The organism is Williamsia sp. Y712 (assembly GCF_059445525.1).
In genome coordinates this window covers 942,896-965,135 of sequence record NZ_JCAIUN010000001.1, presented here as the reverse complement: position 1 = coordinate 965,135, position 22,240 = coordinate 942,896, and the positions used below count along the sequence as shown (strand labels likewise).

21 protein-coding genes are annotated in these 22,240 nt (G+C 64.6%); 6 read left to right on the top strand and 15 right to left on the bottom strand.

Annotated features, from left to right (window positions below):
- Window positions 1-26 precede the first annotated feature (26 nt).
- Window positions 27-689: a TetR/AcrR family transcriptional regulator gene (locus tag AC1D75_RS04740; protein ID WP_495514134.1), complete on the bottom strand. Its 663-nt coding sequence runs from the start codon at window positions 687-689 to the stop codon at window positions 27-29.
- A gap of 80 nt (window positions 690-769) precedes the next feature.
- Between AC1D75_RS04740 and AC1D75_RS04735 the strand changes: the two genes are divergently transcribed.
- On the top strand, window positions 770-2,062 hold the full coding sequence (locus AC1D75_RS04735; protein ID WP_495514133.1) for an MFS transporter: 1,293 nt from the start codon (window positions 770-772) through the stop codon (window positions 2,060-2,062).
- On the opposite strand, the gene AC1D75_RS04730 is transcribed toward AC1D75_RS04735, so the two are convergent.
- Window positions 2,001-2,633, bottom strand: a complete 633-nt coding sequence (locus AC1D75_RS04730) for a TetR/AcrR family transcriptional regulator (RefSeq protein ID WP_495514132.1) — start codon at window positions 2,631-2,633, stop codon at window positions 2,001-2,003. The two genes, AC1D75_RS04735 and AC1D75_RS04730, sit on opposite strands and share 62 nt — an antisense overlap.
- A gap of 111 nt (window positions 2,634-2,744) precedes the next feature.
- On the opposite strand from AC1D75_RS04730, the gene AC1D75_RS04725 reads away from it, so the two are divergent.
- Window positions 2,745-3,626 (top strand): oxygenase MpaB family protein, encoded by an 882-nt coding sequence (locus AC1D75_RS04725; RefSeq protein ID WP_495514131.1) that lies wholly within the window; start codon window positions 2,745-2,747, stop codon window positions 3,624-3,626.
- 38 nt (window positions 3,627-3,664) lie between these two features.
- On the opposite strand, the gene AC1D75_RS04720 is transcribed toward AC1D75_RS04725, so the two are convergent.
- Window positions 3,665-4,981 carry an alpha-hydroxy-acid oxidizing protein gene (locus tag AC1D75_RS04720; RefSeq protein ID WP_495514130.1) on the bottom strand — a complete coding sequence of 439 codons (1,317 nt, stop codon included), beginning with the start codon at window positions 4,979-4,981 and terminating at the stop codon, window positions 3,665-3,667.
- Between the two features lie 120 nt (window positions 4,982-5,101).
- Between AC1D75_RS04720 and curA the strand changes: the two genes are divergently transcribed.
- Window positions 5,102-6,121 carry an NADPH-dependent curcumin/dihydrocurcumin reductase gene (gene curA, locus AC1D75_RS04715; protein ID WP_495514129.1) on the top strand — a complete coding sequence of 340 codons (1,020 nt, stop codon included), beginning with the start codon at window positions 5,102-5,104 and terminating at the stop codon, window positions 6,119-6,121.
- A gap of 39 nt (window positions 6,122-6,160) precedes the next feature.
- On the opposite strand, the gene AC1D75_RS04710 is transcribed toward curA, so the two are convergent.
- The 5 genes from AC1D75_RS04710 to AC1D75_RS04690 form a co-directional block, all read right to left on the bottom strand.
- A complete protein-coding gene (locus tag AC1D75_RS04710; RefSeq protein ID WP_495514128.1) occupies window positions 6,161-6,982 on the bottom strand; it encodes an ABC transporter ATP-binding protein in 822 nt (273 codons plus the stop codon).
- Entirely contained in the window at window positions 6,979-7,947 is a 969-nt protein-coding gene (locus AC1D75_RS04705; RefSeq protein WP_495514127.1) for a FecCD family ABC transporter permease, read from the bottom strand. Before AC1D75_RS04705 ends, AC1D75_RS04710 begins: the two co-directional genes overlap by 4 nt.
- Before the next feature lie 65 nt (window positions 7,948-8,012).
- A complete protein-coding gene (locus AC1D75_RS04700) occupies window positions 8,013-9,029 on the bottom strand; it encodes a FecCD family ABC transporter permease (RefSeq protein WP_495514126.1) in 1,017 nt (338 codons plus the stop codon).
- Window positions 9,030-9,062: 33 nt separating this feature from the next.
- Window positions 9,063-9,893, bottom strand: a complete 831-nt coding sequence (locus AC1D75_RS04695; protein WP_495514125.1) for a siderophore-interacting protein — start codon at window positions 9,891-9,893, stop codon at window positions 9,063-9,065.
- Between the two features lie 59 nt (window positions 9,894-9,952).
- On the bottom strand, window positions 9,953-10,978 hold the full coding sequence (locus tag AC1D75_RS04690) for an ABC transporter substrate-binding protein (RefSeq protein ID WP_495514124.1): 1,026 nt from the start codon (window positions 10,976-10,978) through the stop codon (window positions 9,953-9,955).
- A gap of 115 nt (window positions 10,979-11,093) precedes the next feature.
- Here AC1D75_RS04690 and AC1D75_RS04685 point away from each other — a divergent pair, with 115 nt between their 5' ends.
- Entirely contained in the window at window positions 11,094-11,951 is an 858-nt protein-coding gene (locus AC1D75_RS04685) for a helix-turn-helix transcriptional regulator (protein WP_495514123.1), read from the top strand.
- A 116-nt stretch (window positions 11,952-12,067) separates the two neighbouring features.
- On the opposite strand, the gene AC1D75_RS04680 is transcribed toward AC1D75_RS04685, so the two are convergent.
- The 3 genes from AC1D75_RS04680 to AC1D75_RS04670 form a co-directional block, all read right to left on the bottom strand.
- A complete protein-coding gene (locus AC1D75_RS04680; protein WP_495514122.1) occupies window positions 12,068-13,171 on the bottom strand; it encodes an NAD(P)-dependent alcohol dehydrogenase in 1,104 nt (367 codons plus the stop codon).
- On the bottom strand, window positions 13,168-13,635 hold the full coding sequence (locus tag AC1D75_RS04675; RefSeq protein ID WP_495515983.1) for a DUF4334 domain-containing protein: 468 nt from the start codon (window positions 13,633-13,635) through the stop codon (window positions 13,168-13,170). The genes AC1D75_RS04680 and AC1D75_RS04675 overlap by 4 nt, the downstream gene beginning before the upstream one ends.
- A gap of 104 nt (window positions 13,636-13,739) precedes the next feature.
- A complete protein-coding gene (locus AC1D75_RS04670) occupies window positions 13,740-14,363 on the bottom strand; it encodes a LysE/ArgO family amino acid transporter (protein WP_495515982.1) in 624 nt (207 codons plus the stop codon).
- Between the two features lie 68 nt (window positions 14,364-14,431).
- Between AC1D75_RS04670 and AC1D75_RS04665 the strand changes: the two genes are divergently transcribed.
- Entirely contained in the window at window positions 14,432-15,340 is a 909-nt protein-coding gene (locus AC1D75_RS04665) for a LysR family transcriptional regulator ArgP (RefSeq protein WP_495514121.1), read from the top strand.
- On the opposite strand, the gene AC1D75_RS04660 is transcribed toward AC1D75_RS04665, so the two are convergent.
- Both AC1D75_RS04660 and AC1D75_RS04655 read right to left on the bottom strand, forming a co-directional pair.
- The gene (locus AC1D75_RS04660; protein WP_495514120.1) at window positions 15,278-16,654 is read right to left on the bottom strand and encodes an MFS transporter; all 1,377 of its coding nucleotides are present in this window, start codon (window positions 16,652-16,654) and stop codon (window positions 15,278-15,280) included. The two genes, AC1D75_RS04665 and AC1D75_RS04660, sit on opposite strands and share 63 nt — an antisense overlap.
- A 125-nt stretch (window positions 16,655-16,779) precedes the next feature.
- Window positions 16,780-17,859 carry a ferritin-like domain-containing protein gene (locus AC1D75_RS04655; protein WP_495514119.1) on the bottom strand — a complete coding sequence of 360 codons (1,080 nt, stop codon included), beginning with the start codon at window positions 17,857-17,859 and terminating at the stop codon, window positions 16,780-16,782.
- 159 nt (window positions 17,860-18,018) lie between these two features.
- On the opposite strand from AC1D75_RS04655, the gene AC1D75_RS04650 reads away from it, so the two are divergent.
- Window positions 18,019-19,020 (top strand): enoyl-CoA hydratase/isomerase family protein, encoded by a 1,002-nt coding sequence (locus AC1D75_RS04650; protein ID WP_495514118.1) that lies wholly within the window; start codon window positions 18,019-18,021, stop codon window positions 19,018-19,020.
- 27 nt (window positions 19,021-19,047) lie between these two features.
- Here AC1D75_RS04650 and AC1D75_RS04645 read toward each other — a convergent pair whose 3' ends face one another.
- Window positions 19,048-20,655: an FMN-binding glutamate synthase family protein gene (locus tag AC1D75_RS04645; RefSeq protein ID WP_495514117.1), complete on the bottom strand. Its 1,608-nt coding sequence runs from the start codon at window positions 20,653-20,655 to the stop codon at window positions 19,048-19,050.
- Between the two features lie 76 nt (window positions 20,656-20,731).
- Window positions 20,732-22,237, bottom strand: a complete 1,506-nt coding sequence (locus AC1D75_RS04640) for a flavin-containing monooxygenase (protein ID WP_495514116.1) — start codon at window positions 22,235-22,237, stop codon at window positions 20,732-20,734.
- Between the last annotated feature and the right edge of the window lie 3 nt (window positions 22,238-22,240).

Genomic DNA, 22,240 nt, shown 5'->3' with positions numbered 1-22,240 from the left:
GCACCGGGGCGGTCAAGCCGTCCGGTTCACTGCGTCCCGGGCATGACCCCAACCATCTGCCGTGCGATCAGCAGATATCGCGACACCAACTCGTCGGGACCGAGGCGTCCTCGTGGCCGGTACCACGTCGAAACACCCACACACATGGTCGCGACGGCCCGCGCCGCATCCTTGGGATACGGACACACGAAGTCCCCCGTCGCCACGCCGGCCTCGACGATGTTGTCCACCATCCGTTGCTGGCGGTCGCGGAGGGCGATGTACTCCAGACGGAAGTCCGGTTCGAGGCTCCGGGTCTCGGTGGAACCGACAAACGCCCGCGCCCGGCGGTACATGTGGAATCGCAGGAGCGACTCGACCACCGCGTCGAACTGCTCCAAGGGTGCAGGCCCGGCTTCGGCCAGCGCGGCTTCCGAACGGTCCAGGAGGTCGCTCATCGTCCGTTCGAGCAGTCCCTGCAACAGCGACTGCTTGGACGGGTAATGGTGATAGAGGCCCGGCACGCTCAGACCCGCGCGAGCAGCGATGTCACGCACCGACGTGCCGTGGTAGCCGTGCTCGGCGAACGCCGCGAGCGCAGCAGCGAGAGGGACCGGGAGGTCTTCCTCGTCCCCGTACTGCCGCCACGCACCGGAGCTCCGCGCACCGTCATCACTGGCGTGCGACGTCGGATCGACCCCGGAGTTCATGGGTTTCAACCTAGCTTGTCGCGCCGCTGCCCCCATACACACGCACCGACGCACGCGAGCCCGATTGGTGATCCTCGCAGATGATCCGGCAAGCTGACTGGATGCAGGCCGACCCCACCTCGCCCCGGCCCAGTTCCGTCGGCATCAGCTCGTCACTGACGCTCCTGTTCGCGCTCACCTGCGGTCTGTCGGTCTCGTCGCTGTACCTCCTGCAACCGGTCCTCGACGAGATCCGCGCGGACTTCGCCGTGAGTACCGCCACCGCGGCACTGGTGGTGACCGCCGCGCAATTCGGCTACGTCATCGGCATGCTCCTGCTGGTTCCGCTTGGCGACCTGTGGAATCGAAAGTTGCTGGCGCCCAGCATGATGGCCGCGTCTGCCGGCGCTTTGCTGGTCAGTGGACTGGCTCCCGGATTCATCGCACTGTTCGCGGCATCGATCCTGGTCGGGATCAGCGCAGCCACCGCGCAACTCGTCATCCCCTGGTCGTCAGCACTGGCACTGCCCTCCGATCGCGGCCGCGTGGTGGGTGTGGTGATGAGTGGACTACTGATGGGCATCCTGCTCGCTCGCCTGGTCAGCGGCGTGATCGCCGAGTTCGGCGGCTGGCGATCGGTGATGTTCGTCTGCGCCGCACTGATGGCGGCCCTGGCGGTGGTCGTGTATTTCATGGCACCCCCCGATGCCGCACGGCCACATCAGCCGTACGGACAACTGCTGCTGTCGGTGGCCCGGATGGTCCGCACCGAGACGATGCTGCGCCAGCGAATGGCGCTGGGATTTCTCACGATGTTCGGATTCAGCGCGATGTGGACGTCGACGGCGTTCCTGTTGTCCGGTAACCGCGGCGAGCACTTCGACTACTCCGAATCTGCGATCGGCGCCTTCGGGTTGGCCGGGATCGCCGGCGCCGCGGGTGCACCGCTGATCGGTAAGCTCGCCGACCGCGGACATCTGCGTTTGGCAACAACGTCGGCGTGGCTCGTCACCATCGCGGGCTGGCTGCTGCTGGCGTGGCCCAGTACCCCGTTGGCCGCCTTCATCATCGGACTCGTGGTGTTCGACCTCGGAGCGCAGGCTTCACAGCTGTCGAACCAAACTGCCATCTACACACTGGCTCCCGAAGCCCGCAGCCGGGTGACCACCGCCTACATGGTCACGTATTTCACCGGCGCGGTTGCCGGTTCGGTCTGCTCGGGATTTGCCTATGCAGGTGGCGGCTGGGGCACGTTGTGCGTGATCGGGATCGTTGTCTCGACCCTCGGCCTGCTGTTGTGGATCGGCTTCGACCGCTGGAACAACCGCAGAATCAGTGGTGCTGATCGGCCCGCTGCGGAAGCAACTCCGACACCGCACCGTACATCATCGTGACACATAGGTCGACGAGTTCGTCTGTGCTGCAGTCGATCCCGCCGTCGATCCAGGCGGACAGGACCTGCCCGAACCCGCCGACGTAGAAATGGGCAGCGCCCTGCACCTCGGGCCCGTTGTCCTCGGCGCCCGAGTTCTGCATGGTCAGCGTCGCGAACATCAGGATGGTGTCATTGCGTTTACTGGCAAGCTTTCCGCTCAGCAGGGTCTGCGAGAACAACACCCGCCCGCGCCGACGGTCCGCATCGATCCGGTCGACGATGACCCGCACGACCGACGCGATCTGATCGCGGGTCGATCTGCCACCTGCCACCACCGCCTCTTGCGCGGCCGCCGCGATGTCGAGAACGACCTCGTCGTACGTGGCCGCGACCAGCGCGTCGACATCCTCGAAGCTCTCGTAGAAATACCGGGCCGTCAGACCGGCCTGCCGACAGACCCCGCGCACGCTGATCAACCCGCCGTCGGGCGACCCGAGGATGTCCAATGCTGCGTCCACCAGGGTTGCCCGGCGCCGTTTCACCCGGTCTGCTCCGTTTTCGCCACCATATGGGCGCAAGGGGTCAGCCATCCCCCCATCTTGTCACCTCGTGTTCCAGGCGATTGACTTTCGGTCAACGGATCGGTTGAATCAAAGCGACAACGCACGTAGTCACAATGTTCATTGCGAGAAGGGCAGACAATGACGTCTGGGATCATCGATGGAAGCAGCGCACGCTCTACGGAGATACCGGTACCGACGTGGACCCGGGACGAGACTGACAGCGCTTCCGGAGACCTGCTCGAAATGCCCGGTATCTCGGCCCTCGCCGGTGCGGCAAATGTGATCATGCAACTTGCGCTGCCTGCGGTCGGTTACGGGGTCGCGGAGAGCAAGGTCGACTCCGGCAACCTGTTCAAGCACCCACTCAAACGGGCCCGCACCACGCTGTCGTACCTGGCGGTCGCGGTCAACGGGACACCTGCGGACCGCAAGGCCTACCGCAAGGCGATCGGCCACGCCCACGCCCAGGTCAAGTCGAGCGCCTCGAGTCCGGTGAAGTACAACGCCTTCGACCCGAACCTGCAGTTGTGGGTTGCCGCCTGTCTGTACAAGGGCTGGGAGGACATGCAGTACCTCTACGGTGATCCCGAAGCAGTCACCGAACAGGCCTATCAGCAGGGTGCGCTGATGGGCACCACGCTGCAGATGTCCCGCGACATGTGGCCCGCGACCCGCGCCGACTTCCAGGAGTACTGGGACACCACCGTCGCCGGACTCGAGATCGACGACACGATCCGCGAGCTCCTTCTTTCCATCTCCAAGTTCGAGTTCTTGCCGCGGCCGTTCTCCTTCGTGATCGGCGGTTACGGAATGTTCCTCACCACCGGCTTCCTGCCGCCGGAGTTCCGCGACAAGATGGGCTTGGCCTGGTCCGATCGGAACCAGCGGGTGTTCGACATCCACAACCAGCTCGCCAGGTCCGTTGCGACCCGGCTACCGAAGCCGTTGCGCGCCTTCCCCTTCAACGCGTACCTGTGGGACGTCCGGCGCCGGATCCGGACGGGCCGCTCGTTGACCTGACCGCGGCGACGCGCGACCGGCCAGGCCCGGCGCAAACGTCAGATGACTCTCTTCAACGACGCCGGTGTCAGATCAGCGGCGCTCGTGTGGCCCGACAATCCCAGCGTCAGATCCAGCTCGGCGATGATGTTGGCAACGACATCGCGGGCACCATCGGCCCCGGCCAAGGCCAGACCGTACATGTGAGGCCGCCCCACGCAGACCGCGTCGGCGCCAAGCGCCAGCGCCTTGAATGCATCGGCACCACCGTGAATTCCGGAGTCGAGCAACACTTTTGCGCGCCCCTGCACCGCGGCGACGACGTCCACCAGCGCGTCGACCGATCCGATCGCCCCATCAACCTGCCTGCCACCGTGATTGGACACCAGGATCCCGTCGACCCCCAGGTCAACGGCCTGCAGGGCGTCGTCGGGATGCAGAATGCCCTTGAGGACGATCGGCAGCGAGGTGCGTTCACGAAGTCCGGCGATATCGGCCCAACTCAGCGACGGGCGTGAATAGATCTCCAGGAACGTCTGCACCGATTCCCGCGGGACGGGCGAAAGCAGGTTGCGCACAGCACCTCCCGGGGTATTGCGGGCCATCGAGACCAGAGATTTGATGGCACCGAGGGTGATCTGTGGTCGCTCCCGCGGGAGCGCTGCCGCGATCCGCTCCCGGACGATGTCGACGAACCGCGGGTCCGAGGTGTACTGGTCGATCCCGAGCCCCTGAGCGAATGGCAACGATCCCAGATTCAGATCCTGGGGACGCCAGCCGAGCATCGTGGTGTCCAGAGTTACGACTATGGCTGCGGCCCCGGATTTTTCGGCCCGATTCAGGAAGCTGTCGACCAGGTCCTCGTCGGTCGACCAATACAGCTGATACCACCGTGGCGCACCGGCGGCGACCTCATCCATCGCGGCCGCGGTCTGTTCCATCGGCACACTGCCCTGGCTGGAGAAGATATATGGAACGCCGAGCTCGGCAGCGGCACGTCCGATGTGAATATCGGCCTGCGGGTGTGCCAATGCACCGGCACCCACCGGCGAGAAGAGAATCGGTGCAGGCAGTTGTTGCCCGAAGAGTTCGGTCGTCAATGTCCGCTTCGACACATCCCGCAGCATCCGGGGCACGATCGCCCACCGGTCAAAGGCCTTGCGATTTGCCGACATCGTGCCACCGTCACCGGCGCCACCGGCCACGTAGGCCCAGGCCTTCGGCGACATCTTCTTCTTCGCAGCCCGTTCGAGCGCTTCAAAATTGGTTGGTACCTGAGGTTTTCGGCCGAAGACGCCGTTCGAATAGATGGTGTTCTGCCGGGCCCGGCCCACCGAATTCGCCCCGTCTGCCGAGTCTGTTGGGTCGCTGCTCATCGCTCCACCGTAGTGACACCGGGTCGACCAGAACAATGGGTGACGGAACATGGCGCCATTGACGGAACACCGCACCAGGGGCACGGTGGAGGTACACGGTCGATCTCGATGAGGAGACACATGACAAACGCCACCCGTATCGTGCTGGCCGCGCGGCCACACGGTGAGCCCAAGGACTCCGATTTCCGTTTCGAGGAGTTTCCATTGCGTGAGCCACAGGACGGTGAGGTCTCGTTGCAGACGCTCTACCTCTCCCTGGATCCCTACATGCGCGGCCGGATGAGTGCCGCGAAATCGTACGCACCGCCGGTGGAGATCGGCGACACCATGGTCGGCGCAACGGTGTCCCGCGTCATCGAGTCCACCGTCGACCGTTTTGCACCGGGCGATGTGGTGCTCGGCTACGGGGGCTGGCAAACCCATTCGGTCGAGCCCGCCAAGCAACTGCGACTCCTCGACCCGAAGACGAATCCGCCCTCCACCGCACTGGGAGTCCTCGGCATGCCCGGGTTCACCGCGTATTCGGGGCTGCTGACCATCGGTAAACCCCAACCCGGCGAAACCGTTGTGGTGGCGGCCGCGGCGGGTCCGGTGGGATCGGCCGTCGGCCAGATCGCAAAGATCAAGGGGGCACGCGCCGTCGGCATCGCAGGCGGCCCCGAGAAGGTCGCCTACCTGGTCGATGAACTCGGATTCGATGCCGCGGTCGACCATCGCGCCGACAACTTCGCCGAGCAGTTGGCCGCAGCCACACCCGACGGCATCGACGTGTACTTCGAGAACGTGGGCGGCGCGGTGTTCGACGCAGTGCTGCCCCGGATGAACCTCTACGGCCGGATCCCGGTCTGCGGACTCGTCGCCAACTACAACCTGACGTCACTTCCCGAGGGCCCGGACCGGACCGGGCAGCTGATGGGAATCGTGCTGGCCCAGAGCCTGACGATCCGCGGATTCATCCAGACCGAGTTCGCCGCCGAGCAGATGCCGAAGTTCCTCGAAGAGGCGTCCGGATGGGTCGCCGATGGATCGCTGAAATACCGGGAAGACGTCACCGACGGCTTCGAGAACGTCCTCGACGCGTTCCGCGGACTCCTCACGGGACGCAACTTCGGCAAGGCCCTGGTCCGCGTCGCCAGCTGACCCGACCCCCGGACCCCCGCACCAGTTGGGATGGTCGGGTCAGCGCAGGCGTTTGGGCACGACCATCGGTAGATCGGTCACCGGATCGGGCACCACTACGGCGTCGAGTCCGAACACTTCGCTGATCAAGTCGGCGTTCACGACGTTCTCGGGCCGGCCCTGCGCGGCGATCCGGCCACCCGACAACGCAACCAGGTGATCGGCGAATCGGCAGGCCTGGTTGATGTCGTGCAGCACCGTGATGATTGTCCGGCCCGAATCCCGCAGGGACGAACAGAGCTCGAGCAGCTCGTATTGATGGGTGATGTCCAGGAACGACGTGGGCTCGTCCAGCAGGAGGTAGGACGTGTCCTGCGCGAGCACCATCGCGATCCAGACACGTTGCCGTTGACCACCGGACAACTGGCCAACCTGTCGCTCGGCGAGGTCGGTGACACCAGCCTGATCCATCGCGCGGTTCACCGCCTCCTCGTCATCCGGGGACCACATCGACAGCACCGACTGATGCGGGAACCGACCACGGCGCACCAGCCCGTGGACCGTGATGTTCTCCGGTGCCACCAGATCCTGTGGCAGAAAAGCGATCTGCCGGGCCACCGATTTGGGTTTGAGTGAATTGACGTCGGCCCCGTCGAATTCGATGACACCGTCGACCGGCTTGAGCAGCCGCACCATCGCGCGCATCAGTGTCGACTTGCCGCAGGCATTGGGGCCGACGATCGCGGTGAACGCGCCGTCCGGGATGTCGAGGTCAAGACCGGTCGACACGACTCGCCCCTCGTAGCCCAGTGTCACGCCACGCACCCGCAGTCGGGACGGTTTCGTCCCGGCCCTCGGCCCGGCCACCTTGTCAACTGTCACTGTCCCAATCCTTTTCGTGCGCTCTTGACCTCTTTGACCAGCAGCCAGAGCAGGTATGTTCCGCCGATGGCGGTGGTGACCACACCCACCGGCAACGACACCGGCGCCAACAACAACTGCGCGATGAGGTCGGCGGCAAGCAACAGCACCGCACCGGTGAACGCGGCCGGAATCAACGCCACGCCCGCGGACCCGGCAAGCCGGCGCCCGATCTGCGGCGCCGCCAACGCGATGAACACGATCGGTCCGGCCACCGCGGTCACAGTTGCGGTGAGGACGACACCGGCCCCAACCAGCAACAGCCGCAACCGATTCAACTGCACACCACTGGTGACGGCCAGATCGTTGCCCAACGTCGACTGGTGCATCGGTGATGAAACCGCCATGAGTACCAGTACCATCCCGGCGATGATGGCTGCCGGTAGAGCGAGCTCATCCCAGTCCACCCCGTTGATCGACCCGGCGCTCCAGCCCGTCGCAGCGATCGCCACATCGAGGTCGGCACGCAGGATGATCCACGAATTGACCGCTGTCAGCATGGCATTGAACGCGATGCCGACCACGATGAGGGTCACGCCGCCACGCCCGGATCCGAGTGAGAACGCGTAGATGAGGGCCGCGGTGGCCAGGCCTCCGATCACAGAACTCACGGCCAACTCACCCGAGGTCCCCGAGAGCACCGTGATCGCAACCAGGGCACCCGTGTATGCCCCGGCGTCGAGGCCGATCACATCCGGGCTGCCGAGTGGATTGTTGGTCAAGTTCTGAAAGATGGCCCCTGCCAGGCCGAGCGCAGCACCGAAGACCAGTGCGGCAACGACTCGTGGCATCCGCCAGTGGGTGATGACAAACCATTCGTCGCCACGCCCGACCAATGCCTGCAGCACCGTGGCCGGCGAGGACCAGTCGCTGCCGTAGCTCAGCCCGACGAAAGCGAGTAGGACGGCGAGGACAGTCAGGGTCACACAAGCGGTCACACCACGTCGCTCGGCGCGTAGTGTCACCTTTCCGGTGCGGAGAACTATCGCGCTCACAGCGTCATCGCTCCGAACTTCCTGACAACCCAGATCAACATCGGTCCACCCAGGAATGCGGTCACGATCGCGACCGGAACCTCCCCGGTCGGCAGCAACAACCGGGCGATGATATCCGCCGAGACCAGGAGGATCGGTCCAACCAGCATCGAGTAGCCGATCAACCAGGGCACCGACCCGGCAGCCAGGCGACGCGCCAGATGCGGAACGATGAGCCCGACAAACACGATCGGCCCGGCGATCGCGGTCGCAACCGCCGCCAGCATCGTCACCAAGAGCACAACGATCGTGCGGGTCAGCCCAACCCTGGTACCCAGCGAATGCGCAACGGTCTCACCAAGCGCGAGGGTGTCGAGCGAGCGTGTCATCATCATCGCCGCGATCAGGCATCCGACGATGATCAGAATCGGGATCATCAAATCGGCCTGCTCACGCCCTGCCAGCGATCCCACCGACCAGAAACGGTAGCGGTCGAATACGTCCGGCTTCATCAGGCGCAGGCCCAACGAAATGCCCGACAGCACCGCGGTCAGCGCCACCCCGGCCAGGATCAGGTGCAGCGGGGAGGTCCGCCCAACCGCATAGACGGCAACGGACGCGATCAGCGCGCCGAAGAACGAGAGCACCACGATCGGGATCTGGCCCTGGACATCCCAGAGGGCAACACCGACGGTCAACGCGAATCCGGCGCCTGCCGTGACACCGAGAATCCCCGGTTCTGCCAACGGATTTCGCGTCATCGCCTGGATCAATGCGCCGGATGTGCCGAGCGCTGCCCCGACCGCGAAGCCCAGTAGGGTCCTCGGCAATCGCACGTCCCGAACGACGATGTGGCTGTCGTCGGTACCGACGTAATCGGTCAATGCCGCCCAGACCTCGCCCGGCGCAGTGGTACGTGCCCCCACGCACAGGCTCAACACCGTCAACAGAAGCAACACCAGCAGCAGAGTTCCGATGATGGCGGTGTTACTCAGACGCCGACGCGGACGCGCCGTGGCAACCGTGGTTGTCACACCCGCGCCCGCGCTCGAACAGTCCGAACCGAACTAGTGGTCGTGATCATGGTCGTGATCGTGATCGTGATCGTGATCGTGATCGTGATGGTGATGGTCTTCGTCATCTTCATCGAGGTCCACGTCCTCGTCCGAGACACCGCGTTTCCAGTAGCCGGTGATCAGCTTGTCGAGATCACGTCGACTGCGCAGCGGCTTGATGTCTCCGGCTTCGCCTGCGGCAAAGAGGAATACCCGACCCGGCGGCAGATCCAGCGCGTTGACCGTGTCCGCCAGCAACGATGAGCCCGCCGGACGGATCAACCACCGCACCCGGACACCGGACCGCGTCGCCAACGGGTACTGCTGGTGACCGGGGTTCGTCACCTCGACGACCACATCGGCCGATACATCCTGCGGTGACTCGTCGAGCCAGCGCGCCACAGCAGGCAGGGCGGTGGCGTCGACAGCAAAGACGTAGTGGTCATAGTTGTGCGGAAAAGTCTGGGCCCCGGGCGGTCCGGCCACCACCACCGGATCACCCGGCGCGACGCCCGCCGCCCAATCCGATGCCAAGCCGCCTTCGTGCACCACGAAGTCGAGGTCGAGTTCGAGCAATTGCGGGTCGAACCGGCGAATCGTGTACTTCCTGGTCGCCGGATACGGCAGCGGCCAGTCCAGCTCCTGTTTTGCGTTCTCGGTCGGGATCCGCACTGTGCCGTCGGCGTCCGCGAAGATGACCTTCACATGGTCATCGGCCTGATAGGTGTGGAACCCGGCCAGGGCCGGACCCTGAAGTGTCAGGCGAAGCATGCCCGGCGACACCATTGTCCGGCGCTTGACGGTGACCGTGCGAATGCCGATCGGGTATCCGATGCGCGCCAAGCGATCTCCGGATCGGTGATGGGCGGCAACGCGCTCGGCCGGATCTACGCGGCTTGTCCTCACGATGCAGCAGGGGCCGCCGACGGTGCCGGCTCCAGTAGTGGTGCCAACGCTGCGTCGATCGCGTCGAGGGTCTGCATCGCAGATGCGTAGGTTGCGGCCTCGGTGTACTGCAAGCCGTAGACCTGACCCGCCGCGACAGCGGGCAGATTCTTGAACAGCGGCGAATCGAGGACGTACTGGACTTCTGCGTTCGGCTTACCGTCATCCCCGAGGGTGTAGGTGATCACCTGGGCGTCGCCGAGGCTGGCCGGAATCTCCTCGATCGACGGATACTCCGAGACTGCAGCTGCGCCGTTGCCCTTCTCTTTGACCTCTCCGTAGTAGCTCACGCCGATGTCCTGGGCGACATTCGTGCCCCACGATCCGCCGAATTCCCGCATGAAGTCACCGGCTGCGGAGTCGCCGTATGCTCCGACATGCCCGAACTGCAGGGACCCGAGCACACCCGCGTACTTCTCTTTGAGCGCAGCGGCCTTCTCTTCGTAGGCCGCCTTGTCGACCGCATAGGTCTCGTTTTCACCTGCGGCGTCGAGCTGACGGGCGGTCATCTCTCGCCACGCCGAGGGCACGCCGGGGGTGATCGCGACAACCGGTGCGATCGATTCGAGTCGCGCCATGTCGATGTCGCCGAGGGCGGGCTTCGGTACGCCGATCACGATGAGGTCCGGCCGCGCATTCGCGATCGCCTCGTAGTTGGTCTCGGCGGCGGATTCGCCTGCCACCTTCTCCAGCTCGTTGTACTCGGCCAGATCCTCGTCAGACATCAGGTCGGTGCCGCGCTCCCAGGTCGAGATGCCCACCAGGGGTGCGTCCGACTCGACCAGTGCCGGGACCGCATAGCCGGTCGCAACGATGCGCTCGGGCTCCACCGGGATCGTGATATCCCCGTTGTCGGCGACAAAGACCCTGGTCTCGGCGCTATCGGAGCTGGAATCGTCGCTGCCACATGCGGCGGCACCCAGGACCAGGCCGGCCGAGATGGCGACCACGCCCAGGCTCTGCCAATTCGTACGAGCGGACATCTGCACTTCCTTCTACTACGCGGAAAATCGTGATGCGGACCCCACGGCCGCACCCGAACACCAGCTGAGGTTAGCCTTACATGGCTACCTCACGGCTACTTTGAGAGGACACTTCGTGACGCTCGGAGGACAGTTCGATCGCTCCGCGGCACCCAGCGTTTTCGGGGCCGCCGCCGACCCGTTGTGGGTTGAGGAATACGGGTACGGTCTGGGACCCACCACCGGGATCCGGATCCTGAAGTACGCATCGGGTGGCGCCCTCGAGATCGCGAGATCTCGCAGCGACTTCGTCCACCAGCTGTACTGGACGCCGGACGGAATGCTGTCGGTTCGCCATGCCAACCGGACAGAGTTCATCGGCAACAAAGAAGCACTGTGGGCCAGGCGCGGCGTCACCCACGAGGTGTTCGCCTCCCGCAAGCAGATCGTCTACCGCGTGTGCCTGCGCGAGACGCCCGCAAATCTGAGAGACCTGCGGGTGGCAGCGGTGTCGACCAATGCTGCGGCCCGTCGCCTGATCGAGCAGATCGCCCGGCCAGGGCAGGACGAAGACGACGCGCTGGCGGCACGGGCGCTGATCATGGCCGGCCTCGGCGAGGCCCATCGCGACCTTGCGGGGAGACACCCGATCGGCACGCCGGTCAGCCGCAGTGCAGGTTTTGCCGACACGATCGCCAGCACTTTGCTGCACGATCCTTCCGACCAGACCCGGCTCGACGAGTGGGCCACCCGACTGCACACCAGCACCAAGACGTTGCAACGCGACTTCGTCCGCGAGTTCGGGATTCCGTTCTCGCAGTGGCGCACCAAGATTCGACTCGAGGCCGCGGTTGTTCTCCTCGAGACGAGTTCGGTGACCGAGGTCGCCCATCTGGTCGGCTACGCGAGTGTGCCTGCGTTTGTGTCCGCGTTCGCACGCGAGTACGGCCGTACACCGGGACGGTTCGTCACCCAGATGACCGACACCGCCTGACCGACCGCCAATCCCCCACCCCAAACGCTCCAGTTATACGAAGACGATCCACATATTTGTGGATCGTCTTCGTATTTCCGGAGCGTTTGGGGACGTCGGCCTCGGATCGGGGGGTGTCAGGCAGGCATGGTCAGTACCGGCTTGATGGCCGAACCGGTACAGGCCGCCTTCCATGCGGTCCCGAAATCGTCGAATTCGTATGTGGTGACCAGCTTTTCGAGCGGAAGATCGCCTCGCATGTGATGCCCGATCAGTTCCGGGATGAACCGCTCCGGCACACTGTCACCTTCCACGACACCACGAAGCCGCAATCCCCTGCCCATGATCAGCCCGACCGGTAGGTCTGCAATGGGGACACCGAGCCCCACGATGCCCAGTTGTCCACGGGGACGCAGCGCGGTGAGTGCGTCCGACAACACCGACGGCAACGCTGTGGTGTCCAGCGCGTGATCGGCGCCGCCACCGGTGATCTCGACAAGTTCGGCGACAACCTCCGACCCCACCGGATCCAGCACGTGAGTGGCTCCGAGATCGGTTGCCAGCGCACGTCGTTCGGATTTCGGGTCCACCGCGACGATGATGTCACAGCCGGCTATCCGGGCGCCCATCACCGCGGAAAGACCGACAGCACCGGCACCGAACACGACGATCGTCTGACCGCCGTCCGGCGACAGTGCATTGAGAACGGCGCCGACACCGGTTTGCACACTGCATCCCAGGGGCGCTGCGAGTTCGGGGCGGATCTCGTCGCCGATCGAAATCGTGTTGCGCTGGTGTGCAAGTGCATACGTGGAGAAGCTGGACTGCCCGAAGAAGTCGCCGATGACCGGCTCACCGCGCCGGTTCAGCGCGTCGCCGCCATTGCCACGCATGTTCAGAGCGGTTGACCGCACGCAGTATGCCGGGGCATCCGCCGCACAGCTGTGGCAGTTCCCACAGCTGTTGAATGTCAACACAACCCGGCTACCGACCGCGAGCGTGCAGTCCGGTCCGACAGCCTCGACGACCCCCGTTCCCTCGTGACCGAACACCATCGGCATGCGCTTGGCAGGCCACCGCGCCGCCAGGGAGACATCGGTATGGCAGATCCCTACCGCATCGATCCGCACCAGAACCTCGGCACCGACCGGCTCCCTGAGCGCGATCTCCTGCAGTTGCGGCGTGCCACCGACCTCGGTGAGGACCGCGGCGACCGCGCCCTTCATCCCTGCGGACGTCACTCGCGGACGAGGTAGAAGTAGAAGTGCCGCTCGCGTACCAGGCTGGTCTTGCCGTTCATGATGCCCATGACGTGCGTGTCGTCGACCCTCTTGAAGTGGTCGATCACGGGTTGCCCGTCGTAGACCATCGCCGCCGTGGTCTCGCCGCGGAACTCCACCGCCCAGAGGCTGGCCTCACCCTTGCCCAGCTCTTTGTTCGAGTACAGATTCCCATCCTCGTCGCGGCAGACGAGCGGCTTCACGTCGTGGTAGCTGTCGAAGGTCTTTCCATGCCAGTTGACCAGCTCGAGCTGACCGTCCATGGCGTGGCCACTGGGCAATTCACCACCCGACCAGGCGCCGAGCATGAAGTCTCGACCGATCGGCTCGAGACCGGCCCACAGCTCGTCGAGCAGCGCGGGATCGCTGACGGCCTGGCTTTCCTTGAGTTCAAAGAACGTGGCAACAGCTTTGTCGTTGTTCATCTCCACCTCACTACACCTTCGACGATCCCCAGCGGACAGACTCTGAGAACGACAGTAGTCAGAAACTCGTCGCCTGCGAAATGTATGACCGAAATCCGTGACCATCAGAATGCCGCACTGAGGATCAGCACGGCCCCCAACGTTCCCATCACCGCCGCGACCACCACATCCAACAGCTGCCAGGCGCGGGGTCTGGCAAACAGCGGTGCCAGGCGGGACGACCCGAAGCCCAACGCCGCGAACCAGAGCAACGACGCCACGCATGCACCGGCCGCGAACACCCACTTGCTCTGCGGACCGTGACTGTTGGCAACGGCGCCCAACGTGATGACGGTATCGAGGTAGACGTGGGGATTGAGCCAGGTCAACGCGATCGCGGTCCCCACCGCGGCCCAACGCCCCGCCGCAGCGGTTCCACCTGCGACCTCCATCGCACCGGGTCGCATCGCCCGGCGTGCGGCCAACGCAGCGAGCACCAGTAGATAAGTACCCCCTGCCACCGTGGCCACGTCGACCACCTGCGGATATGCCGCGACCACAGCACCGAGTCCGGCCACACCCGCCAGGATCAACACCACATCCGACACGGTGCAGATCGCCACCACCGACATCACGTGCTCACGCCTGATCCCTTGGCGCAGCACAAAAACGTTCTGCGCACCGATCGCGATGATGAGGCCGGCACCGGTCAACAGACCCGCCATTGCGGGAACCACAAAGCTCACCAGGCCACGCTAAGTCCCTGACCGGCTTGAATCCAGCGAATGTTTTTCAAGAACCATTAGAGTTACTGATGATGGACATCAGCAGCGAGGGCCTGCAGACACTGTCCGCGGTGGTCCGCGAGGGAACCTTCGACGCCGCGGCGGCAGTTCTGCATCTGACCCCGTCCGCGGTGAGCCAGCGCATGAAGGCACTCGAGACCGCCGTGGGGGTGGTCCTGGTGCAACGCACCAAACCTGCCCGGGCCACACCGGACGGCGAAATCCTGCTGCGCCTGGCCGCGCAATGGGATCTGCTCCGACTGGAGGCGGTTGCGGCCCTGACCGGCAAACCCGAAGAGGGACATGAAGACTGGCGTGATGTGCCGCGAATACATCTACCCATCGCCGCCAACGCCGACTCGATCTCCGTCTGGCTGCTACCGGTGGTCGCCCAGATCCAGCAACTGCATCCGGTGGCCGTCGAGGTGTTGCGCGACGACGAGAGCCACTCCACAGGCTTCCTGCGCGCCGGACAGGCGGTCGGCGCGATCACGTCCGATCCACGGCCAGTCCGCGGATGCACGGTGCTGCCACTGGGATCCATGCGTTATCTACCGGTCGCGACCACCGAGTTCATCGAAACCTGGCTTCCGAACGGACTACGGGCCGCCGATCTCGCCCGGGCGCCGATGGTCTCCTTCGACCGCAAGGACACCATCCAGCTCGATCTCCTCAATCGACTCACCCGCAAGCACGTCGACCCGCCGGTGACCTACGTGCCCGCGTCGGTCGAGTACCACCGTGCCGTCGAGTTGGGCGCCGGCTGGGGTGCCGTGCCCGCCGCCCAGATCGAACCCGCACTCGCCGCCGGGACCGTCAAGAAGCTCGGCAATCACCACGTCGACATCCAGTTGTTCTGGCAGTACTGGAAATTGGGGTCACCGATCATCAACGACCTCACCCGCCTGATCGAGGCGGGTGCCCGGAAGTTCCTGATCTGACGACCCTTCCGTCCCTCCGCCCGCAGGCACGAGTTCTTCGACGCTCGGGGTATCACGGAGTGGATTGGCGATCTCGTCGTCGCGCAGACGGAACGCGAAGAACGCGATCACGGCCAACGGAACCGGCACCAATCCGGCGATGACAAATGTTGCGGTCAGCCCGATCAGTTCACTGACCGGAGCAGCGATGGCCATCGACACCGGCATCAACGCAATCGAGACGAAGAAGTCGAGGCTCGAGATCCGGCCGAGCATGTGCGGTGGCACCCGCCGTTGTAACAACGTTCCCCACAGGACCATCGGACCGTCGAATGCCATGCCGAGAACAAACGCGGCGACAACAAAAGCCCACAGCTCCGTGGCGAGCCCGACCGCCACCAACGGCACCGAACACAGACCCCAGATCACAAACATCACCGACAGGTAGCGGCGGGGCATCGGCATGGAGGCCAGGATGATCGCACCCAGTCCGGCTCCGAACCCGAAGGCCGCCAACACGATCGCATGGTCGCCGGCGTCACCGCCTGCACGCTCTTTGATGGCGAATGGCACGAGTACCTCGATCGGCCCCATCACCATCAACACCAGGACCAGCGAGTACAGCAGGGTCGCCAGCAACCAGGGCGTGCGCCACATGTAGGCGAACCCCTCGGCGATGTCGGTGACGGTCCCGCGCACCAGGTCGGCTTTGGCGCGGGGCTCATGGCTCGGCGGCGTCGGACGCATCAGGAGGTAGAAGGCCCCGGACAGCGCCGAGGCCACCGCCGACCCGACGATCGCCACCCCTGGCGAGGACATCGCGATGAGCCCGCCCGCGAGGGCCGGTCCAGCAGCCTGAAAGATGGTGGGCCGCAACACACCTTCGATACCGTTGGCCGCCATCAGTTCTTCCCGCGGTACCAACGACGGGATCAACGCCGAGTACGTCGGGTAATAGATCCCGGTGGTGACACCACCGATCAGCGACACCAACACCAGATGCCACAGCGTGATCGTCCCGGACAGTGCCAGCACACCGACACCGCCGATCGCGATGAGTTTGACCACCTCCAGCGCGATGAGGATGGTGCGCTTCGACATCCGGTCCGCGAGCACACCGCCGAGCAGTGTCGAGGCGACCATGCCGACGGCGGCCACCGCGGTGACAATCGACAACTGTCCCGGCCCGCCGCCCATCCCGATGACCTGCCAGACGACACCGACCGTCCAGATCCCGTCGGCGAACATCGCCAGAACCAGCCCCGTGCACAGCAGTCGATACTGCTGATGCGCGAAGGGCTTCAGCGCCCGGGGTAGGCCAGATGGTGCGGTCACCAACCAACTGTGCCCGATTGGGTACGCCGTACGCCAGTCGTTTTCGCCCGGACCTGACGCACGAACTCGCCGCCACCTGGGATTTCGGTGACGGCGAGTTGGCGTTGGGTGAGCGACCGATCAGATCAGTTCACACCGATGACTTCCTGCGCGATGGCAGCAAGCCGGGTCTGGGCAGCGGACACCACGCCCTGCCGGTTCTTGTGTGCCTCTTCGTAGGCGAGGATCGACCGGATGTCAGCCGGCTTGGTGAGTTCCCGGAGTTGGACGATCACCGCGTTGACGTTCAGTGAGTCGTAGTCGTCGATCGGTAGGTCGGCGGGATCGACCACCCCGGCGGCCTCGCGGACGGCGTGCACCGCCTCCGCAGCGCCGACGGCGCCCTGTGCCCGAGCAGTGTCCTCGGCGGCGTCGAGCGCCGCATCCCGAGTTGCCCGAGCGGTCTTGCGGGCGGTCTTTCCGATGTCGGCGGCACGCTCGGCGGCCTCGCCCACCTGTTTCGCAGCCGCATCACCGGTCGAGCTCAACCGTCCGACGGCGTCGTGACCGGCATCGGTGGCCAGTTTGAATACGGCCTCGCCGGTCTCCTGCGTCTTGTCGACGAATCCACCGAACCGGGCGGGCGCAGTGCGGAGCGCGTCGACAACACGTTCGGCACCACGCGCGGTCAGCGTCGCGGGGATACCGGCAACGCGCAAGGCGGTGCCGCTCGCGGCCTGCAACGGACCGCGTTGCAATGCCACCGGGCCACCGATGGCCTCTTCGGCCAGGAGCGTGGTGATCCAATTGACGGTTGCCTCGTGGGCGACGATCAGCCGCTCGGCAAGTGCAACGATCTCGGCTTCACCCTCGGAGGTCGCAAGCGCCTTCACGTACTTCGCCCGGTCGAGCAACTGGTGTTCGAGGGCGAGGTCGCCGAGCAACGCCTCATCAAGGGGCTGGACCTGTTCGGCAACGGCCTTCGCGGTTGCTGCCAGCCGACCGAAGACGGGGCGCAGCACATCGGGCAGTCCGCCAAGTTCACGGATGGCTTTTTCGATCGCGACGGCACGGATACGACCGTTCGCGGCGTTCTGGGACAGTTCCCGGCGTACCGCTTCGGTGCGTGCCTGGGCGGTTCGGGTCTCTGCCACCTGGATCTCGGTATTGGTCAGGGTCAACAACGTCCGCAGCTGGTTGCGCAGAGTGCTGGTGGAAAGGCTCATATCAGTCTCCTCAGGATTGGTGGGCATCGATATTGAGCGTCCTCAAGAGGCGTACCCGTCAGCCCGTCAGATAAACGATGGAGAGAGCCAGATCACATATCGTTTCGCGTGTCGCAGTACGGTGAGACCGATCAGGTGGCCGACGACAAAGGAGATCGCGTGTCCCAACTGCACGGCGTACGAGGGCACACGGCGTCGGACCACCGGGGTCCGGTCTTCGTCGATCTGGCCGATCCGCGGAGATCGACCGAGGAATTGGTCCCCGGATGCCTGATCGCCATCGATTCGGGCGGCGGCCCGATCTCCGATGAGGCTGAACGTCTCGTCGGCCGTTCCACCTTTGCCCTCACGGAGGCGCCTGCGCACGATCGCCGTTTCATCACCGTCGACTCGATACCGGCGGCGATCGCCACACTGACGCAGCGACTGGCCGACCGGCCGGTCTCGGCGGCGGTCTGCGACGACGTGCTGCGGGCAGGCGAATCGAACACCGAGACCTTCAGCGGGCTGATGACCGAGTCGCTGGCCTATTCGACGCTGCAGGCCGGCCGCGAGTTCGGAGACTGGCTGGCCGCGCAGGGACCACGCGGTCTGGCCGATCCGCCACAGCCCGTTGTCCTCGAACGGGCAGGCGATGTTGTTGTCGTCACGCTCAATCAGCCCAAGCGGCACAACGCTTTCAGCAACACCCTGCGCGCCGGCCTGATCGACGGCCTCACCGTTGCCCTGAGCGACCCGACGGTGACCGGGGTGGAATTCCGGGGAAATGGCAAATCATTCTGCAGCGGAGGAGATCTCACCGAGTTCGGCACCTTCTCCGATCCGGCGGCCGCCCATCTGGCCCGCACCCGTTTCAGCCCGGCGCTGCTTCTCAACACGTTGCGCGATCGACTCGGCGAAAACCTGCGGGCCTACACCCACGGCGCCACGATGGGCAGCGGACTGGAGATGGCAGCGGTCTGCGGACACGTCACCGCCCACCCGGCGACGGTCTTCGGGCTCCCCGAACTCACCCTCGGATTGATACCCGGGGCAGGCGGTACCGTCAGCATCCCCCGACGAATCGGCCGCTGGCGCACCGCATATCTGGTGCTGAGCGGTGACACCATCGATGCCACAACAGCTTTGGACTGGGGCCTGATCGACGAGATCAGCACCTGATCGTCCCGGACTCCGGCGAATCGCTGTCTATGCGGTCCTGATCTTAGGTACCGCAAAGGATTCCGGATCGGCCCGCTGCCAGTCACGCTCCCATTCCGCGCGGTCGGTGCCACGGATCAGTTCACCTTCATCAAGCCACTCGAACAGGTCCTCGAACGACTCCGCCGTCGAGTGACCAACCCGGCGCATCACCACCGCGGGCCCGAGGTCGTCGAAGCTGGTCAAACCCATCGCGGCCAGCACCTGCTTCGCCGACTCCACCGTTGCGCGTTGGTAATTGAAGACCCGGTCACCCTTGTCTTCGACATCGAGCGCCCGCGCCCGGCGGACATCCTGCGTGGCCACACCCACCGGACAATTGTTGGTGTGGCATGCCTGCGCCTGGATACAACCGACCGCCATCATCATGGCGCGCGCAGCGTTGGTGAAATCGGCGCCGAGCGCCAGAGCCTTCACGATGTCGGTACCGCCGGCGATCTTGCCCGCGGCACCGATCTTGACCCGCCCCCGCAGGCCGGTGCCCACCAACGCGTTGTGCATCATCATCAAACCCAGATTCAACGGTGTACCAACATGATCCGCGAACTCGGGCGGCGCCGCACCGGTACCACCCTCGGCCCCGTCGATGGTGATGAAGTCGGGCGCGATCTCGGTGCGCAGCATCGCCTTGCACAGCGCCAGCACGTCCGTGCGGGTACCCACGCACAGCTTGAAGCCCACCGGCTTTCCCCCCGACAGGCGGCGGAGCTCGGCCACGAAGTGCATCAATTCGATCGGGCTGGTGAACTCGCTGTGCGCCGGCGGACTGATCACGGTGACACCCTGCTGCACACCACGGGCCTGCGCGATCGCCGCGGTGACCTTGGAACCCGGCAGCACACCACCGAGCCCGGGTTTGGCACCCTGACTCAGTTTGATCAGGATCGCCTTGACGTTGGGCAGACTCGCCTTCTCGGCAAAGCGCTGCGGATCGAATCTCCCGTCGACGGTTCGGCAGCCGAAGTACCCCGAGCCGATCTCCCACACCAGCGGTGCACCGTATTCGAGATGGTGCGCGGTCAGTCCACCTTCACCGGTCTCGTGAAGAAATCCACCGAGAGCCGCGCCTTTGTTCATCGCGCGCACCGCATTTGCCGACAGCGCACCAAAACTCATCGACGAGATGTTGAACAGGGGCGCGTCGTACGGCTGGGCGCACTGGGGTCCGCCGAGGCGCACCGTCGGGACGGTCTGCGCCATCGGCACCGGCGCCATCGAGTGCAGCAGATAGTCGTATCCCGGTTCGGTGATCTCACGTTCGGTACCGAAGGCGGCCTCGGCATGTAATCCCTTGGCGCGCTGGTAGATCAATGATCGAACATTGCGGTCGTATGGACGGCCATCGTAGTTCCGCTCGATGAAATACTGCTGCAACTCGGGCCGGATCGATTCGAGCATGAACCGCATGTGCCCGATCACGGGATAGTTCCGAAGTATCGAATGCTGCTTCTGAAGAACGTCGTAGATGGCAACCAGCAAAACCATGACCACGATCGCAACCGCAAACCACCACACGGTGTGCCGGTTGACCGCAGCCGCGAGCGTGAGCACACCGGCCGCAGCCACCAGCCCCAGGAGCACATTGAACTTCACCATGGATGGAGCTTAGCCGCGGCGTGCCAGCAGGTTTCGCCAACGCACCTTCGCTACGACGAACGCAGTAGTCGCCCGGTCAGGCCTCGACCGTGGCAGGGTCGCTCACCCGGCCGAATACCATCGCTTCCTCGATCCGGTCGAAACGATGATCGATCGCATCCAGGACGTAGTTGTGGCGCACATGCCAGGGTCGGCGGGTTCCCGATTTGGGCAGCACGTGGGGCGATCGCAGAATATATCCGGCCTGCAGATCGAACGCGGGTATCTCGGCGAGTGCCTCATCTCCTCGATGGGGATAGGCGTGTGTGTATCCGTTCGCACCCATATGCGCCAACAGTTTTGCCACCGACTGCGCGGTCATGTCGGATCGCAGCGTCCACGAGGCATTGGTGTAGCCGACGCTCCAGCCCAGGTTCGGCACGTCTTCGAGCAGATGGCCCTTGTAAACGAATCTGTCGTTGAGTTTGATCTCGGCCCCATCGACACTGACCACGACACCGCCCAGTGCTTGTAGCTGCAGGCCGGTGGCCATGACGATGATGTCGGCGTCGAGGTGTCCACCCGAGACAAGTGCAATACCGTCGGCATCGAATGACGCGATGTGATCGGTGACCACCGTTGCGCGCTGGTCGGTGATCATCGTGAACAGATCCGCCTCCGGAATCAAACACATTCGTTGATCCCACGGGTTGTAACTGGGCTTGAAATGGGTGTCGACGTCGTAGCTGTCCGGCAGATTACGGACGGCCATATTGTGCAGGAACTTGGCCATCGCGCCAGGTGCGAGGCGCGAGAATCGAAAGAGCAACCAGGCGAACAGTGCATAGTAGTACCGGATGAGCGCATGTGAGACCTTGCGTGGCAACACCTTACGAATAACGTTGGCAGCTCGGTTCACCCTGGGTCCGGAGAAGACATAGGTGGGTGAACGCTGCAGCATCGTCACCGACCCTGCCTGTTCCGCCAGCGCCGGAACCAGTGTCATCGCCGTGGCGCCACTACCGATCACGACCACATTCTTGCCCTCGTAGTCAAGATCTTCTGGCCAGAACTGCGGGTGGATGATCTGCCCCGTGAACTCGTCCTCACCGGGAAAGACCGGCCGGTATCCCTCGTCGTAGTTGTAGTAGCCGGTCCCGAAGAACAGGAACCGGCAGCTGTAGGTCACGTCGGCGCCATCCTGCTCGGCGTGCACGGTCCAGGTGTCGGTTCGCGAATCCCAGTCGGCCGAATTGACCCGGGTGTCGAACGTGATGTGCTGGTCGATCCGATTCCGACGCGCGGTATCGGTCAGGTACTCGCGGATGTGGTCACCGTCCGCGATCGCCTCCGGCCGCGTCCAGGGTTCAAACGGGTAGCTGAGGGTGAAGATGTCGCTGTCCGAACGGATCCCCGGGTATCGGAACAGGTCCCAGGTGCCACCGATCCGGCTGCGTCGTTCGAGGATCGCGTAGCTCAGTCCCGGGTTTCGTTCCTTGATGCGGTACGCGGCGCCGATCCCCGACAGACCCGCCCCGATTATCAGGACGTCGGTGAACAAGGCATCCTCGTCGGGGATATCTGATGCTGACTGTGCGGTCATACG

Bases quoted from the DNA above. Each gene is read 5' to 3' on its own strand.
- curA (WP_495514129.1), top strand. From the start codon at position 5,102: ATGACAAACGCCACCCGTATCGTGCTGGCCGCGCGGCCACACGGTGAG.
- AC1D75_RS04740 (WP_495514134.1), bottom strand. From the start codon at position 689: ATGAACTCCGGGGTCGATCCGACGTCGCACGCCAGTGATGACGGTGCG.
- AC1D75_RS04690 (WP_495514124.1), bottom strand. From the start codon at position 10,978: ATGTCCGCTCGTACGAATTGGCAGAGCCTGGGCGTGGTCGCCATCTCG.
- AC1D75_RS04665 (WP_495514121.1), top strand. From the start codon at position 14,432: ATGGACATCAGCAGCGAGGGCCTGCAGACACTGTCCGCGGTGGTCCGC.
- AC1D75_RS04645 (WP_495514117.1), bottom strand. From the start codon at position 20,655: ATGGTGAAGTTCAATGTGCTCCTGGGGCTGGTGGCTGCGGCCGGTGTG.
- AC1D75_RS04640 (WP_495514116.1), bottom strand. From the start codon at position 22,237: ATGACCGCACAGTCAGCATCAGATATCCCCGACGAGGATGCCTTGTTC.
- AC1D75_RS04675 (WP_495515983.1), bottom strand. From the start codon at position 13,635: ATGAACAACGACAAAGCTGTTGCCACGTTCTTTGAACTCAAGGAAAGC.
- AC1D75_RS04720 (WP_495514130.1), bottom strand. From the start codon at position 4,981: ATGAGCAGCGACCCAACAGACTCGGCAGACGGGGCGAATTCGGTGGGC.
- AC1D75_RS04725 (WP_495514131.1), top strand. From the start codon at position 2,745: ATGACGTCTGGGATCATCGATGGAAGCAGCGCACGCTCTACGGAGATA.
- AC1D75_RS04730 (WP_495514132.1), bottom strand. From the start codon at position 2,633: ATGGCTGACCCCTTGCGCCCATATGGTGGCGAAAACGGAGCAGACCGG.
- AC1D75_RS04655 (WP_495514119.1), bottom strand. From the start codon at position 17,859: ATGAGCCTTTCCACCAGCACTCTGCGCAACCAGCTGCGGACGTTGTTG.
- AC1D75_RS04735 (WP_495514133.1), top strand. From the start codon at position 770: ATGATCCGGCAAGCTGACTGGATGCAGGCCGACCCCACCTCGCCCCGG.